At 40.7% G+C, this 15248-nt stretch carries 15 protein-coding genes; 8 read left to right on the top strand and 7 right to left on the bottom strand.

All coding sequences use genetic code 11. The features are described from left to right. The first annotated feature begins 35 nt into the window (after positions 1–35). From V7L12_RS11300 to V7L12_RS11285, 4 genes are all read left to right on the top strand, one after another. Complete coding sequence (locus tag V7L12_RS11300) at positions 36–1265, top strand: LL-diaminopimelate aminotransferase (protein WP_335084364.1); 1230 nt, start codon at positions 36–38, stop codon at positions 1263–1265. Between the two features lie 130 nt (positions 1266–1395). Then, complete coding sequence (locus V7L12_RS11295) at positions 1396–1527, top strand: hypothetical protein (protein WP_335084363.1); 132 nt, start codon at positions 1396–1398, stop codon at positions 1525–1527. 349 nt (positions 1528–1876) lie between these two features. Then, the gene (locus V7L12_RS11290) at positions 1877–3169 is read left to right on the top strand and encodes an NF038130 family PEP-CTERM protein (protein WP_335084362.1); all 1293 of its coding nucleotides are present in this window, start codon (positions 1877–1879) and stop codon (positions 3167–3169) included. Between the two features lie 554 nt (positions 3170–3723). Continuing rightward, positions 3724–4146, top strand: a complete 423-nt coding sequence (locus tag V7L12_RS11285; RefSeq protein WP_335084361.1) for a response regulator — start codon at positions 3724–3726, stop codon at positions 4144–4146. A gap of 21 nt (positions 4147–4167) precedes the next feature. Here the strand turns inward: V7L12_RS11285 and V7L12_RS11280 are convergent, their stop codons facing one another. Next, entirely contained in the window at positions 4168–4347 is a 180-nt protein-coding gene (locus V7L12_RS11280; RefSeq protein ID WP_335084360.1) for a hypothetical protein, read from the bottom strand. A 718-nt stretch (positions 4348–5065) separates the two neighbouring features. On the opposite strand from V7L12_RS11280, the gene uvrC reads away from it, so the two are divergent. Together uvrC and V7L12_RS11270 are read left to right on the top strand one after the other, a co-directional pair. Continuing rightward, positions 5066–6943: an excinuclease ABC subunit UvrC gene (uvrC, locus tag V7L12_RS11275; RefSeq protein ID WP_335084359.1), complete on the top strand. Its 1878-nt coding sequence runs from the start codon at positions 5066–5068 to the stop codon at positions 6941–6943. 937 nt (positions 6944–7880) lie between these two features. Continuing rightward, positions 7881–8078: a replication restart DNA helicase PriA gene (locus V7L12_RS11270; RefSeq protein WP_334821016.1), complete on the top strand. Its 198-nt coding sequence runs from the start codon at positions 7881–7883 to the stop codon at positions 8076–8078. Between the two features lie 355 nt (positions 8079–8433). Here the strand turns inward: V7L12_RS11270 and V7L12_RS11265 are convergent, their stop codons facing one another. The 6 genes from V7L12_RS11265 to lgt form a co-directional block, all read right to left on the bottom strand. Further along, positions 8434–8889 (bottom strand): hypothetical protein, encoded by a 456-nt coding sequence (locus V7L12_RS11265; RefSeq protein WP_334821014.1) that lies wholly within the window; start codon positions 8887–8889, stop codon positions 8434–8436. 141 nt (positions 8890–9030) lie between these two features. Next, positions 9031–10122, bottom strand: coding sequence for a 23S rRNA (adenine(2503)-C(2))-methyltransferase RlmN (rlmN, locus tag V7L12_RS11260; RefSeq protein ID WP_335084358.1), 1092 nt, complete (start codon positions 10120–10122; stop codon positions 9031–9033). Positions 10123–10201: 79 nt separating this feature from the next. After that, on the bottom strand, positions 10202–10555 hold the full coding sequence (locus V7L12_RS11255; RefSeq protein ID WP_334770616.1) for a phenylpyruvate tautomerase MIF-related protein: 354 nt from the start codon (positions 10553–10555) through the stop codon (positions 10202–10204). Positions 10556–10795: 240 nt separating this feature from the next. After that, positions 10796–11614: a class I SAM-dependent methyltransferase gene (locus V7L12_RS11250; protein ID WP_335084357.1), complete on the bottom strand. Its 819-nt coding sequence runs from the start codon at positions 11612–11614 to the stop codon at positions 10796–10798. Positions 11615–11745: 131 nt separating this feature from the next. Continuing rightward, positions 11746–12570 (bottom strand): precorrin-4 C(11)-methyltransferase, encoded by an 825-nt coding sequence (gene cobM / locus V7L12_RS11245; RefSeq protein WP_335084356.1) that lies wholly within the window; start codon positions 12568–12570, stop codon positions 11746–11748. A 197-nt stretch (positions 12571–12767) separates the two neighbouring features. Then, on the bottom strand, positions 12768–13643 hold the full coding sequence (gene lgt, locus V7L12_RS11240) for a prolipoprotein diacylglyceryl transferase (protein ID WP_335084355.1): 876 nt from the start codon (positions 13641–13643) through the stop codon (positions 12768–12770). A gap of 297 nt (positions 13644–13940) precedes the next feature. Between lgt and coaD the strand changes: the two genes are divergently transcribed. Both coaD and V7L12_RS11230 read left to right on the top strand, forming a co-directional pair. Next, the gene (gene coaD / locus V7L12_RS11235; RefSeq protein ID WP_334821004.1) at positions 13941–14492 is read left to right on the top strand and encodes a pantetheine-phosphate adenylyltransferase; all 552 of its coding nucleotides are present in this window, start codon (positions 13941–13943) and stop codon (positions 14490–14492) included. Continuing rightward, positions 14402–15070, top strand: a complete 669-nt coding sequence (locus tag V7L12_RS11230; RefSeq protein WP_335084354.1) for a DivIVA domain-containing protein — start codon at positions 14402–14404, stop codon at positions 15068–15070. Before coaD ends, V7L12_RS11230 begins: the two co-directional genes overlap by 91 nt. Positions 15071–15248 lie beyond the last annotated feature (178 nt).

Below are 15248 nucleotides of genomic sequence, written 5' to 3'. Positions count from 1 at the left end.
ATAGCAAATGACCAATGACCAATGACTAATGACTAATGACTAACATACAGTTTGCAAAACGTTTACAAGCCCTAAAATCGAATGTATTTGCTGATATGGACAGAGCCAAGGCAGTCGCTTTGGCCGCTGGACGAGAGGTAATTGATTTGTCGTTGGGGTCTTCTGATTTACCAGCCGAGGCCCATGTTATTGAGGCGATCGCCCAATCTCTCCATGATCGCAGTACCCACGGCTATCTGTTGTTTAACGGTACCCACGGATTCCGCGAAGCCGCGGCCAACTGGTACGAACAAAAATTTGGCATCAAAGTCGATCCTCAAACTGAGGTACTACCTCTAATTGGTTCTCAAGAAGGCACTGCCCATTTACCCCTAGCAATACTCAATCCAGGAGATTTTGCCCTGTTGCTCGATCCAGGCTATCCCTCCCATGCCGGGGGAGTCTACCTAGCCAGTGGTCAAATCTACCCAATGCCACTACTGGCAGAAAACGGTTTTTTACCAGTGTTTGCTGATATTCCCGCCCCAGTCTTGGCCCAGTCGCGGATGATGGTCTTAAGTTATCCTCATAATCCTACTGCTGCGATCGCACCTTTATCTTTCTTCCAAGAAGCTGTCGCCTTCTGTCAAAAACACAATCTCGTGCTGGTTCACGATTTCCCCTACGTAGATTTGGTATTTAAAGAAACTGGGGAGTGGGGAAAAGGGAGCAGAGGAGAATCACTAATGCCCCATGCCCCATGCCTAGTCCCTTCAATTCTGCAAGCCGATCCAGAGAAAAGCGTCTCAATTGAATTTTTCACCCTTTCCAAGTCCTATAATATGGGCGGCTTCCGTATTGGTTATGCCATCGGTAATGCCCAGTTAATTAACGCCTTACGCCAGGTCAAAGCCGCAGTTGATTTTAACCAGTATCGGGGAATTTTGAATGGTGCGATCGCTGCCCTAACTGGCCCTCAAGCTGGCGTAAAATCTGCTGTTACCACCTTCCAGGGGCGGCGTGATGCTTTCATCAATGCTTTACACCGCATTGGCTGGAATGTTCCCACTCCCCAAGCCACAATGTACATCTGGGCAAAATTGCCCTCACCTTGGAGTGAAAACTCTGTAGAATTTTGTACCCAGCTAGTCAAACAAACTGGTGTAGCAGTTTCTCCAGGTGCTGGCTTTGGCAAATCTGGAGAAGGGTATGTCCGTTTTGCCTTGGTGCATGAGCCACCTTTGTTAGAAATTGCTGTAGAAAGAATGGCTGAGTTTCTTCATTAAATTTCTTCTCAAGCTGAACGCCAAAGATTTTTGGTGGCAAAGTCTACCAATGGAACACCCGGTAGGGATTCACATTTGTGCATTGGTGTCAACTTAACGTGAAAACCAGCCTAGAACAAGCTTTTAGATATTGTCTCGTTCCCAGTCGGAGACTGGGAATGCCGTCCTAGAGGCTCCGCCTCCCTTGCTGGTGGCAGAGCCGCCAGGAGCAGCATTTCCAGCCAGAGGCTGGAAACGAGGTTTTAAAGGAGTTTCAGCTTAAGTTGACACCAATGACATTTGTGCGTCCCTACTAATCACCGTATTGTACTGAACTAAAAAACAAAGTATCGTATTTTTTCTAACTATATATTTTAGTCTAAATGTGTAATTAAACGTAGAAAACTATCAAAACATTCTTCATCTTTTTATTGATAATCAGCGGTAACTTTACCCAATCAGGTCTCCTCGTTTCTTAAACTGGGTTTGTACGCTCAGATACCAAAGACGGCTAACAATGCAGGTAAGCATCTGTATTGCCAAAAAGCCTGTGGTCAAGAAAGCCCAAGCCTAAAAACGACAGTAGTTTAAAACTTAACTTCCAAACTGACAGAGACTTGAAAACAATGAAAATGACTTTTCAGAAACTTGTAATTGGTGCCTCAATGGCCATTGGTGTGAGCGCTCTTGCCACTGCCCCAGCACACGCTACATCCTTTGACTTCAATAATACAGGAGAAATTAACACTTACACTGGTGGCTCAAATGGTACCTTCATTAACGGGAATGCACAAGGTGGTACTAAAGCTGCCATCAAAGCTTTGACAGATAAGGACCCCAGTTCTAACGTCGAGCTTTGGTATAGTAGTGAAACCCCAGATTCTAACGTTGGCTTCACCGCCACAAAAGGAACCTATAAAGCCACCGTTAGCAGTGTCACTGCTAATGACTGGAATAATTTTGGTTCGCAATGGCTAGGCGATTTATTGAGTAGCTACACACCATTTCAATCAGTTTGGAACGGGTTTTCAGCCGACAGCAAATCACTAGTAACTAGTTATTTTCCTTCCTTGGGAATGGGAGATCCTAACATTGGTGGTTTCCAATTCGGTCAAAATGGCGGTGTGGAACTGAAGTTAGTTGGTCACTTGGATGTAAAGACTAAACTTGCAACAACTATTTCTACTAAGGTTGATGAAAAGTGGAATGCAATTAAATCACAGTTTCCTCAACAAACAACTCAACCAACCCTTTCACAACTTGAAAGTTCAATTCCACAACTACAAACACAACTCAACGCAATTCCAGCACAAATTACAACGCTGCAAACACAACTCAACGCAATTCCGGGACAAATTACCACACTGCAAACACAACTCAACGCAATTCCAGGACAGATTACCACACTGCAAACACAACTCAACGCAATTCCTAACATTCCAGCCAATCAAGCAAAAAGGCAACAACTGACAAGTCAAATCTCTCAACTGAATACTCTCAAAAATCAGACACTGCCAGGTCAAATTTCTCAACTGAATACTCTCAAAAATCAGACACTGCCAGGTCAAATTTCTCAACTGAATACTCTCAAAAATCAGCTACCAAGTCAAATTTCTCAACTCACATCATTTAAAGATGTACTGACTCTGCAAGCTGCATTAAATGGATATCAAGGTGAAATTGCGGCTAGTGAAATTGCTAAGGTAGTTACTGGTGGTCAAACTTACTATGCCTATAGCTTTAACCCCACTGCATCTGGTATTACCGCTTCTGATGATGGTGTATCCTACAGTGCGATTTATACTTGGACAACACCTAAGTATGTCTCTCCATCCTCAGTACCGGAACCCTCAGTAGTATTTGGTATTTTAGGTGTTGCTGGTATCTTTGTTACACAACGCAAGCTAAAAAAAGTATCTGGTTGAAACTCCGGTTTCCATTCCAAAAAATAAGTAAGGGAGCTAACAGCTCCCTTTTTTGATGAATAATTCCTTGCAGCTATAAGAAATTTAATCTTCTAGGTTATATTAGTTCTAAAAACACTTGCTAAAAATAAATCGGTTGCAAGAGTTTACATCTGTATACCTCTACCAACTTGATTTGTTTTTAATATAGATTTCGTACAATGGTATTACTTACTCTCACATCTTTAAGAAGGGCAATTACCATAATATTAGTTCCAGGATTACTTAAGTAGTTTTACTTATAAATTTTAGGCAATTAAATTTGTAAAAACAGATGTTAACTGAATACTCTAAATTATAAAAAATTCCTAAAGAAAAGCTTAGTTTTTGATTTAATTATATTTAATGATCCGATTATTTTAGTTTTGGAGTGCAGCTAAATTTGATTTATTCATATCTTTGATTAGATTATATAAGTACAATTTCTATTTGTTTCACTGTTTAAATGCACTACTGTTTTAGTTTATGGTAATAATTGTTGGCTTTTAATTAAGATCATCAGATAATAGGTAGTAATGACAGTACAATTACTCAATATAACTCAGCCATTGCAGTCACACAAAGTTAGACGAATTTTACTAGTTGAAGACCATGACCTCAATCGGATGTTACTTAGTGACTATCTAAGTTACTGTGGGTACGAAGTCCAAAGTTTATCAGAAGGCTCTGCTTTTTTCTCAACCATAGAGAAATTCGAGCCAGATTTAATGTTATTAGACTTGAAATTGCCAGATATTGACGGTTATTCACTCTTAAAACAAGTCCAGCAAAAACCTGATGTGTCAAAAATACCTATTATTGTGGTTTCAGCCTTTGCTTTTAAAGCAGATCAAGAACTAGCTCTGAGTTTGGGTGCATGTAGCTATTTTGTTAAACCTTTAAAACTCAAGGATCTCATCCTTGCAATTGAAGAACAGTTTACTTATCGCCACAGATAAGATTTTTTGCTAGGCGTGTATTTATTCCGCTTTTTGGTCAGCAATAAACTCTTCAACACACTCGCTAAGAGTTTGTACAGAACTGCCAATTGTTGAAATTTTCTGTTGAACTTGCGCTAATAACAAAACTGCTGTTTGCAGTTCATTGAGAGTTTCAGCCATAGCCTCACGATACTGAATTTCAAAATCTCGTAAATTCATAATTTAGCTCTCGTCTGAAATCATCATAATAAATATATTCTCAATCATAATCGTAAATTTAACTAACTAAATCCGTTAATTTGCTTAATATTATAAACTTCAATAAATTAATATAAATAGTATCAAGAACTAAAAATATTACGTGAGATTTATACAAGCAATATACAAGTATATTATTTATTAATAAAAATTATAAGTCAATACAAAAATATTATTATCTCATCTAAAATATAAAGTTTCAGATAATCAAGTATTATTAATTTAAAAATATTAATTATAGATTCAAAAAGCAAAGTTTTTATTCTGACAGTAGAAACCAATGACTAAAGTTGCAACTAGACAAACTCTCGTCTGCTCCAAAGTTTTAATGCTTGCAGTAAGTTTTCTGGCAAGCCTGTAGCTTGGAAGCCGACCCACCCTGCGAGAAGCCCAAGAAGTATCTACAGCAGACTTCTCTTTGTGCGGACTAAAAGCCTACCTGGATTGATGCTGTTAGCGGATAGCTAGGGCTTGGCCCGTGCTGTACATGGATAGCGGGGCGTTGAGCCAGTCCTGAGTTAGGAGTTATTATTCTCCCCCAGTCCTCAGCCCCGCTTTCATCTGTTCTGGTATATGCCACTCATGACTGCTACTTTATATTTACTTGATAAATAATTTGTTAAATCGGCACGAAAAAATTATTTTTCTTAAAATAGAGAAAGATTACCTAATTTTGGTTGTGACAATATCTACTCAAATATTACCACTGGTTAAAGAGCCAGAACGACTAGAAAACCGTCTAGCTGAAATTCCACCGGAACCGGGGGTTTATTTCATGCGGGACAGGAGCGATCGCATTATATATATAGGTAAATCACGTAAGTTGCGCTCGCGTGTCCGTTCCTATTTCCGGGATGGCTACAACAAAAGTGAACGTATCGCCACGATGGTCAAGTTGGTGACAGAAATTGAATTTATCGTCACTGATACTGAAGCCGAAGCTTTAGCACTAGAAGCCAATTTGATCAAGCAGCACCAACCATACTTTAACGTGCTGCTCAAAGATGATAAAAAATATCCCTATCTCTGCATTACTTGGTCAGAAGATTATCCGCGAATTTTTATTACCCGTAAACGCCAATTCGGTAAAGAAAAGGATAAATTTTACGGGCCTTATACTGATGCTGGTTTATTGCGAGAAATCGTCCGTATTTGCAAGCGCATCTTCCCACAGCGACAACGACCTCAACCACTTTTTAAAGACCGCCCTTGCTTGAATTTTGATTTAGGGCGTTGTCCGGGTGTGTGTCAACAGATGATTTCACCAGAAGAATATCGCAAAATTGTCCAAAAAATAGCGATGGTTTTTCAAGGTCGAACTCAGGAACTAATTGATATTTTGACCCAACAGATGAACGCAGCCGCTGAGAACTTGAATTTTGAGTCAGCGGCGCGGATTCGAGATCAAATTTCTGGGTTAAAGTCGCTGACAGCCGACCAAAAAGTTTCCTTACCAGATGATACAGTCTCGCGGGATGCGATCGCACTGGCAGGCGACGAACAGCACGCCTGCATTCAACTATTTCAGATTCGCGCTGGGCAATTGGTTGGACGTTTAGCCTTTGTGGCGGATGCTCACGCAGAACCAGGAGCTATTTTACAACGAGCTTTAGAGGAACATTACCAAACTGCTGATTCCGTAGAAATACCTTTAGAGATTTTGGTACAGCATGATTTACCAGATGCGGAGATATTGGCAGATGTCTTAACTCAACGTAAAGGCAAAAAAGTCACAATATTGACTCCTTTGCGCCAAACTAAAGCAGAATTAATTGAGATGGTAGAGCGAAATGCTCAGTATGAATTGCAAAGAATGCAGAAATTTGGCGATCGCAATCACCAAGCAATGCAAGATTTAGCCGCCATTCTCGATTTACCAGATGTACCTCACCGCATTGAAGGTTATGACATTTCCCATATTCAAGGGTCAAATGCAGTAGCTTCGCAAGTTGTGTTTATCGACGGATTACCCGCAAAACAGCACTATCGCCACTACAAAATTAAAAATCCCACGGTGACAGCAGGACACTCAGATGATTTTGCTAGTCTTGCTGAAGTCATCCAGCGGCGGTTCCGTAAATATGCGGAAGATCAGCAATTAACACGTTTGGGTAATCCTGACTGGCCTGATTTAATCATGATCGATGGTGGTAAAGGTCAGTTATCGTCGGTTGTCGCCGTTTTGCAAGAGATGAATTTATTAGAAGACTTGCGAGTTGTGAGTTTAGCAAAGCAGCGAGAAGAGATTTTTTTACCGGGAGAATCTAAACCCTTGACAACTGATGCAGAACAACCAGGGGTACAGCTATTGCGGCGGCTGCGGGATGAAGCGCATCGGTTTGCAGTGAGTTTCCATCGTCAGCAGCGCAGTGATAAATTGAAGCGATCGCGTTTAGATGAAATTCCTGGCTTAGGACATCATCGCCAAAAGCAGCTACTAGGGCATTTTCGCTCAGTTGACTACATTCGGCAAGCGACAACCACGCAACTCACTGAAGTAGCAGGAATTGGACCGCGTTTGGCTCAAGAAATTTACGATTATTTTCATCCTGCTTGAAGTGACAATGGGAGTTGTCACCTTGAAGTGGGGATTGGGGACTAGTAGCGCAAGGCGGAATTAAAAATTAAAAATGAATACACCGTAAGCGTTTCATTGATTTTGAATGGTGAGGCAGTCCGGTCTTGGGGGTTCCCCCCATGAGGAACTGCCGTTAGCGCAGCGTTAGCGAGCTTGCGAGCGTCACCCGGAGGGGTGATTTATTTACGCCATGTTGTACTAGGGACTGAGTAATGGGAAGGTAGTGAGCCTTTATAGCGGTTCTCGTTTACGTGAGGTACTATTCGTAAACGAGAATTACTACAAGCGACAACTTTAGTGCGTACTAAACGGATATATTCCCATAAGTTCTCTCTAAGATGTCAAAAACAGACCAGTTATCAAAAGGATGCTAGATTTTGCTCTACTAAGATTCGGGTTTAATTACTGCCATTGGAGAGAACTTTAAGCGGCTCCCGAAGTTTCGACCAAAGAAAGCCGTTCCCCATAGAGTTTGGTAGTTTTATTTAAATTATCTCATTAGAATTTCATCTCATAAATTTTGTCAGCAAATATTAACTAAATCTTAAGATAGATATTTTGTTACTAAATATACAGTAATTTACGTTATTTCATTTTTGAATACAAGAACGGCTTTTTTTGTATTCGTCTGAAATGACTATAAACAAGGCTCTCTCAAGGCATTAATCATAGGGATCAGTAAATCTCTAAACAGCATTTAAATGAAAAAGAATTTATGTATCTAAAGTAGGAGGGTAAAATCACTGAAGTTCTAGAATAATAGATAAAGATATGAGAAAGTTATCAAACCTGAAGTTTTGTTTAAAATAATCAGCCAATATTACAGCAGTTTGTTAAGTTGGATCGAACCAGATTTTTTCCTGGTTTAACTAGTAGCTTTACCAAATAAAAAATAATTACAAATAGGGGTTTTAAAATGCAGACAGTACAAAAAATTTACTGCCCAAATTGTGGTAGCCATGCAGAGCGTTATTATATTTATGATAGTCAATTAACTCGGACACAATGCCCAAGCTGTGATTATTTGATGATTAGTTGCACTCGCACTGGCAAAGTAATTGAAGCGTATGCCCCTGGCATTCATGCACACCGCGAGCTAATAAGAAAAAATTAAAAATTGGAGAAGATTTTCTCTAATTTTTAATAAAAAAGTTATTTATCAAAACAGAATTCAGTGGGAATTGGAGTCTGACTGGCGCGCAGCAGTAGTGAGTCCGCGTACCTCTACGGGGAAGCAAGCTACGCGCATCGTCTTGTAAAGAACTTCTGAAGAAATATCTTTAATAAATACGCTAAGTCGTCCTTTGCACGTTTCTGAAAAAGAAGATTTAGCGGTTTACATTTAGTAGGTGAGTCAGTAGCTTGCTTTTTACAAGGTAATTCTCCACTTTCTTATTCAGAATTATGGATTTTGGATTCTAAACTTTTCTTCAACAGAAATTTTGAACACTTCACAGGTTTTCTTTCTATTATCTAAGTTCTTGCTGTCGTCTCTGTTCTTGTAATCTAAATTGTTGCTGTTGTCTAATTTGTTGATCTTGTCTGAGTTGTTGATCTTGTATTCTCAGCTGTTGCTGTTGTGTAAATTGTTGCTGTTGTAGTCTTGTTTCTTGCTGTTGTAGTCTAAATTGTTGCTGACGTATGAGTTCTTCCCGTTGTTGTGTAAATTCTTGCTGTTGTATTTTCTGTTGTTGTTGTAGTTGTTGTGGTTGTTGAAGGTTTAGCCGTAGCCATGTATCCTTCAATTGCTCTTGTGTTTGCTGAGTTCGCCCCTCTTGTTGTTGTCTCATTCTTTCTTGAAAAGACTCAGGTTGCTGAGGAATCGGTTGAATTATTTGTCCATAAGCAGGAGAATTCATCGGCAAAGCTTTTGCAAGAACAATCGCTAGTAGCCATAGTTTAAGCGTCAATGATCGATTCAACATACAGTTATTTGTTATCGGTTGGGTTGAGCGATCGCTTAACCTTAATATAACAATTTCTACCGCCGCCTTGTTGTAGCAATTGCGATTAACGTGCAGATATCTGTAAGATAAAAGTAATTAAATTTACTGGCTGCAACAGATTTAATTCTTACTTGCTCTTAATTGCCCGCAAGCAGCATCGGCTTCTAAGCCACGGGAATAACGGACACTAACAGCAGTATTTTGCTGCTTGAGGACGTTGACAAATGCTTGAATGCGATCGCGGTTGGGGCGTTTGTAGTCTACTTCTTGGATGGGGTTGTAGGGAATCAAATTCACATGACTTTGAAATCCTCGCAGGCATTTTGAGAGTTCCAATGCGTGTTCTGGTAAATCGTTAATACCAGCAAGGAGAACATATTCAAAAGTAACGCGGCGTCCAGTGATTTCCACATATTCCCGACATTCAGCCAGTAAATCTTCTAGAGGATAGGCGCGGGCGCTGGGGATGAGTTTTTCTCGTAGTGCTTGGTTGGGGGCGTGGAGACTCACAGCCATAGTGATTTGCAAATTGTTTTGCGCGAACTGACGGATGCGATCGCGAATACCCACTGTAGAAACTGTAAGCGATCGCTGCCCAATACCGACATCTTGATTCAGGGATTTTAGGGCTGCTAGGACATTCTCAGTATTCAACAACGGTTCACCCAGTCCCATAAACACCACATTGCTAACCCGTTGCTGAAAATCTTCTTGCACAGTCAACACCTGATCGACAATTTCGTGCCGTGCTAGGTTGCGTTTGTAGCCTCCCTTACCAGTAGCGCAGAAATCACACGCCATTGGGCAACCCACCTGAGTAGAGACGCAAACTGTCAGACGGGCTTTTGGGCCTTCTCCCCTTTCTGCGAAGGTGGGGATGCCTACAGTTTCTATAATCTGCCCGTCTGTTAATCGTAAAAGATATTTGACCGTACCATCGGGAGCCTCAGAGCGGTAATGTAAAATTGAGCGCCCAATCGGAACTTCTGCTAGTTCTGTACGCCATTGCTTGGAGAAGACTGAAATATCAGCTAGCGATCGCACCCCCTTGTCATAGATCCATTCATGCAGTTGCTTTCCTCTGTAAGCAGGTTGTCCTTGTTGCTGCACCCAAGTGCTTAACTCCGCCAGAGAAGCGCCTAGAAGGGGAGGGATTAATTCTGATTTTTCTGAGTTGAAGTCAACCTGAGATACAAGAGGCGTAGCAGACATAAAAAAATCACGAGTTGATGTTGGATCTCTATCCTACACCTGCTAGATCGAGTTAGTCTTGACCAAATAAGACGAGGAATTAACCAAAAGTTGTGCCGTTCCAGCCCCACATTGCACCCTTAGCGTCTGCAAACTCTATGTAAATGCGATTTTTCGGCACACCTAGAGTTTGGTTAATCTGCTGGCAAAAGTCTTGACTCATTGCTGCGGTTTGATCTGGCTTCATCGTGCCAATGCTCTTAATCTCAATGTAGCAAACCGGGTCTGTATTTCCCGCAAAAGTCATAGGAATTTCTGGCTCAAAAGCAGTCATTACATAAGATTCTGGTTTTCCCAAATGTTTCGCTAACTTGGCTGATAGGTTTAAAAGCATTGACTCAATTTCAGCTTTTTGAGGAGCAGATGCAGAAGTTTGCACTTTAATTAAAGGCATAGTAACGAATTGGAATTTTGGATTTCATTTACATTGTTAAGTTTATCAAAACGCAGAGGTATAGAGTATAAGGGACTGACAAAAAATAAATTATCTAAAATTATTTGTACATTTATAGGGGCGCAAGGTCTTGCGCCCCTATGGTGATATGTTTTTTTAATTGGAAGTCTCCAAAGATTAGAAAGATGGGGAGTGACTTTTCATTCTCACCCTTGCACCATGCCCAATGCCCACCATTTTTTAGAATGGATACTCTTCAATTGTTTCATTCGATGTTGTTAACTTAGTATTTATTCCTTTGTTTTTGTGTGCTAATAGCATAAATCTGTCATCATGTTGTCCTGGTACTATTGGTATAAAGCATTGATACACAGACGTATATTTTGAGGCTTTTAACAAATTAAATAATGAGTATGGGGTAAACCAAAAACTTTGATTATTATGCAGTGCTGCCCATAATGATTTTTCTTTATCTTCTGGTTTTGTTTCTTCGTTGAATTCTTGAAAAGTTCTGCCCCAATATTGCTTTGTATTATATTTTCTATATTCTTCGGCTTCTCCATAGTGTGTATCTATAATGGTGAATCCTGTACACATTTCGCCCATATTTTCTATAAATTTAAAAATATCTGGTGTGTTTAAATGGTAAAGAATTCCACAACATAAAATTATGTCGAAGTATCCATATTTTTCAGGACTTATATTAAGTACATCGTCTTGGATGAAAGTAATATTTTCTAAGTCTAAACATTCTCTTGCAAATCTGGCTTTTACTATGTTTGCTTGTCTTCCTTCGATTCCTACTACTTCTGCCCCATGTAATCCTAATTCAATTGAGTACATTCCTTCCAGACAACCTAAGTCAAGAATTCGAGCATCAGAAATTTTCCTTTTTGCGTTATCTGCAATTATTTGTAAAATGCAATTTATGGCTTTTCTGTCACCACTAAAATCTTTATCGATTGTGTATACATCATCAGCAAGTTTGATATTGTGTGCTGTCCATTTGCCATAGTTTTCGATAATTGATTTTCGTTTTTCTTTGATATCGTTAGTCATGATTAGCACCTTTAAATGATTTTGTAAGTTTAGCAGATGGATTTTAATTTGGCATTACTTATAAAAAAACTGGCGTTTTTAGCCAGCTAATTATTAAGCGATCCCCTTGGATTTATGCTGTATCTTATATTTCAGTTATGAGATGAGCGAAATAGATGACTATGTTCGGGATGATATAAACGCGATCGCCCTGTCGCTGACGAAAGTGCTGGACTGATGATATAAAGTGTAGTGCGAATTAGTTTTTCTTTATGAGTGCAGTCTGCCATTTGATTTAGAGGGACAACCTTAATTTTTTCATCGGGCCAGCCAATACGAAAGCAAATGGCAATGAGGGTTTCGGCCGGATAGTGTTCGAGTAATTTAGCTTGGGCATTTTCGACGTGACGCGCACTCAAATACAGGCAGAGGCTAGCCTGATGTGCTGCAAGAGTGGCTAATTCTTCGGCGACGGGGACTTCTGTACGTCCGCTGATGCGTGTCAAAATGATGGTTTGGACTAAACCGGGGACAGTCAGTTCTAGTTTGAGTTTGGCAGCAGCAGCTTGAAAGGCGCTGATACCAGGTATGACTTCAAAAGGAATATTTGCTTCTCTTAGGAGGTGCATTTGCTCGTGGATGGCGCTGTAGAGACTAGGATCGCCAGAATGAAGACGGACTAGAGATTTGTGCTGCGATCGCACCCTATCGATCATAATCACCAAAATCTCTTCTAAAGTTTGATTAGCAGTTTTAATTATCTCCGCATCTTTTCGGCAAAGTTCTAAAATTTGTTCGGGTATTAAAGAATCAGCAAATAAAATCACATCAGCAACAGCCAGCAGTTTCTGCGCCTTCACCGTTAATAAGTCAGGATCTCCAGGGCCTGCTCCGACAATATACACAGATGGTTCTACAGCATATAGTGTTTTTTTATAGCTTAGGCTTTCTGTATATTCACTTTTATAAGAACACACGGCAATCCCTCAAAAAAATTTTTTGGCAAATTCTTCAGTATCTTTCCGGATTCACCCTCTTTCCCTAGTAGAGAGTAATGGTAGATGCACCCTGGTTAAGCCCTAGAGAATACTCTGGGGCATTTTTTATTTTTTAGTCATTGGGAATTGAGCATTGGGCATAGGGCATAGTTATTCTCCTTGTCCCTTTGTCCCCCTCATGCCCCCCTCTCCCCATTTCCCTTAGGAGTAGAAACTAGATCGGGTAAAGGGCGTTTGAGTAAGTAAAGCCAAGCTAATCCAACTAATCCCAATAAAATTCCTAAACTACTGACTACTTGTGCCATCCGTAATGGTCCCAGCATCAAGCTATCAGTGCGAAAGCCTTCAATCCACAAGCGTCCTAAGCTGTAGGCTGGCCAGTAAATTAGAAACAGTGTGCCTACCTTCAGACGTGGCTTACCAGATAAAGATCGGAAAAACAACGTTATTAGTAGCGTAAAAACCATTAAATCCCACAGAGATTCGTAGAAAAAGGTGGGATGAAAGTAATCGAAACTAACATATTCTAAAGGACGATGGTCTGCTGGAATATAGAGCTTCCAGGGTAAATTAGTCGGAGCGCCAAAAGCTTCAGAATTAAAGAAATTGCCCCAACGTCCGATCGCCTGCCCTAAAATCAGCGAAGGTGCTACTAAATCTGCCAGTTGCCAGAAAGAAACCTGCTTGATTCTGGCAAAGATTAACGCAGCCACAACGCCCCCAAGAATCGCTCCATGAATGGCAATACCTCCTTCCCAGATCGCAAAAATTTTTCCTGGAGTTGGGGCATATTTTGACCATTCAAAAAAAACGTAATATAGTCGTGCGCCAGGAATAGCCCCAATCAACAACCAAAAGAACAAATCGCCTAGTAACTCAGGATTAACGTTACGGCGCTTTGCCAAATTCTGGGAAAGGATGACGCCAATTAACACTGCTGTGGCAATTAACAAGCCGTACCAACGAATACTTAGTGGCCCTATTTTCACCAGAATCGGTCCTGGAGAAGTAAATTGAAACGCTAAGGGCAAAGTGGGAAAATCCAGTGCCATGAAAAATTACCTAGAAAAGTTCGTTAACTACCCGCGCACTTTGCTAAGTACGGAGTTTCTTGTGTCTCGAATACTGTAACTACACTTGAATCTTCCACAAGACATTGTGGGGACGTAGGTAAAAATCCAGTATTCATATTTAGGAGTCTAGTTCCTAACGCCTAGTTGAGCATAACTTATGCCACTAAAACAATTGAGTTTACCATCCTTACTGAGAGCGCAAGATGGTAGATTTGAGTAAGTTACACAAAATGGTTTCGATATAATCACCTAAACAACTTTGATATATTTAAAATTGTGATTGCTATTTATCCTGGTAGCTTCGACCCCATTACCTTGGGACACCTCGATCTCATCGGGCGCGGTAGTCGGCTGTTTGAGCGGGTGATTGTCGCTGTACTACGGAACCCTAACAAGATGCCACTTTTTAGTGTGGAGCAACGGCTAGATCAGATCCGTCTTTCTACAGAACATCTACCTAATGTAGAAGTAGACAGCTTTGATGGTCTTACCGTCAATTATGCTCAAATGCAACAGGCACAAGTTTTGATCCGGGGTTTACGGGCTGTGTCAGATTTTGAAGTGGAACTGCAAATGGCTCACACCAATAAAACTCTTTCTACCCAAATAGAAACAGTTTTTCTCGCAACCTCAAATGAGTATAGTTTTTTAAGTAGTAGTGTGGTAAAAGAGATTGCAAGGTTTGGTGGCTCTATCGATCATCTCGTTCCCCCACACGTTGCCCTAGATATATACCAATGCTACAATCAGAAATCTCCAATGTTGAACCCAATCTCAACGGAAGCAATCCCTCCTCTCAAGAATATCTCGGTGGAGAGGGAAGCATAGATATTCAGCAGGAACTCAACCGTATAGAGGAAATGGTTCTCTCTAGTCTCAGGATTCCGCTGACGGGACGCACACTCATAGATGAAGAAAAGCTGTTAGATCAGCTTGATTACATCCGCCTTGCTTTACCATCGCTTTTTCAAGAAGCAGCAACAGTTCTCAACCAAAAGGACGAAATTCTGCTGGAGGCGGAAGAGTATGGACAGCAGGTTGTTGAAGCTGCACAAGCAAAAAGAGCGCAAATTTTAGCTGAAAGCGATATTATTCGCCAGGCGGAACAAGAAGCTGAACAACTGCGGCGACAAGTGCAACAAGAGTGTGAGGGAATAATGCAAGAAACCCTCGCTGAGATTGACCGCAAGCGGTATGCTTGTCAGCAAGAGTTAGAGCTGATGCGACAAACTGCGATCGCTCAGGCTCAAGAAATTGAAGATGGTGCTGATGCTTATGCTGATGGCATTTTGGGAAATATCGAGCAGGATCTCAAAGATATGTTGCGAATTATCACCAACGGCCGGCAACAATTGCAAATTGATAACCTCACCCAGCGTAATTCACCTCCTGGTAAGAAAAGATAAACTGTAGTCCTAGCATTTACCAGTTTGGACTGACGGGATTGTAAAAAGATGGTTTGATGCATTTTTCTCATAGAGAGGCAATGTACACATCGCGTTTGTACAAAAGATGCTTTGCTAGAGGCGCAACAGCTGATTGAGCTTGTTGCAAGTATCAGAATATAAGCAGGTTTTATCCAAC

Source organism: Nostoc sp. (genome assembly GCF_036918245.1).
Classification (GTDB): Bacteria; Cyanobacteriota; Cyanobacteriia; order Cyanobacteriales; family Nostocaceae; genus Nostoc.
Note: the sequence above shows the minus strand (reverse complement) of the source record. Positions and strands in the feature narration are given on the sequence as shown.

What these genes read in the sequence shown, in the direction of transcription:
- V7L12_RS11300 (WP_335084364.1), top strand. Translation starts at nt 36, where the DNA reads ATGACTAACATACAGTTTGCAAAACGTTTACAAGCCCTAAAATCGAAT.
- V7L12_RS11290 (WP_335084362.1), top strand. Translation starts at nt 1,877, where the DNA reads ATGACTTTTCAGAAACTTGTAATTGGTGCCTCAATGGCCATTGGTGTG.
- V7L12_RS11285 (WP_335084361.1), top strand. Translation starts at nt 3,724, where the DNA reads ATGACAGTACAATTACTCAATATAACTCAGCCATTGCAGTCACACAAA.
- V7L12_RS11280 (WP_335084360.1), bottom strand. Translation starts at nt 4,347, where the DNA reads ATGAATTTACGAGATTTTGAAATTCAGTATCGTGAGGCTATGGCTGAA.
- V7L12_RS11270 (WP_334821016.1), top strand. Translation starts at nt 7,881, where the DNA reads ATGCAGACAGTACAAAAAATTTACTGCCCAAATTGTGGTAGCCATGCA.
- V7L12_RS11265 (WP_334821014.1), bottom strand. Translation starts at nt 8,889, where the DNA reads ATGTTGAATCGATCATTGACGCTTAAACTATGGCTACTAGCGATTGTT.
- rlmN (WP_335084358.1), bottom strand. Translation starts at nt 10,122, where the DNA reads ATGTCTGCTACGCCTCTTGTATCTCAGGTTGACTTCAACTCAGAAAAA.
- V7L12_RS11255 (WP_334770616.1), bottom strand. Translation starts at nt 10,555, where the DNA reads ATGCCTTTAATTAAAGTGCAAACTTCTGCATCTGCTCCTCAAAAAGCT.
- V7L12_RS11250 (WP_335084357.1), bottom strand. Translation starts at nt 11,614, where the DNA reads ATGACTAACGATATCAAAGAAAAACGAAAATCAATTATCGAAAACTAT.
- lgt (WP_335084355.1), bottom strand. Translation starts at nt 13,643, where the DNA reads ATGGCACTGGATTTTCCCACTTTGCCCTTAGCGTTTCAATTTACTTCT.
- V7L12_RS11230 (WP_335084354.1), top strand. Translation starts at nt 14,402, where the DNA reads ATGCTACAATCAGAAATCTCCAATGTTGAACCCAATCTCAACGGAAGC.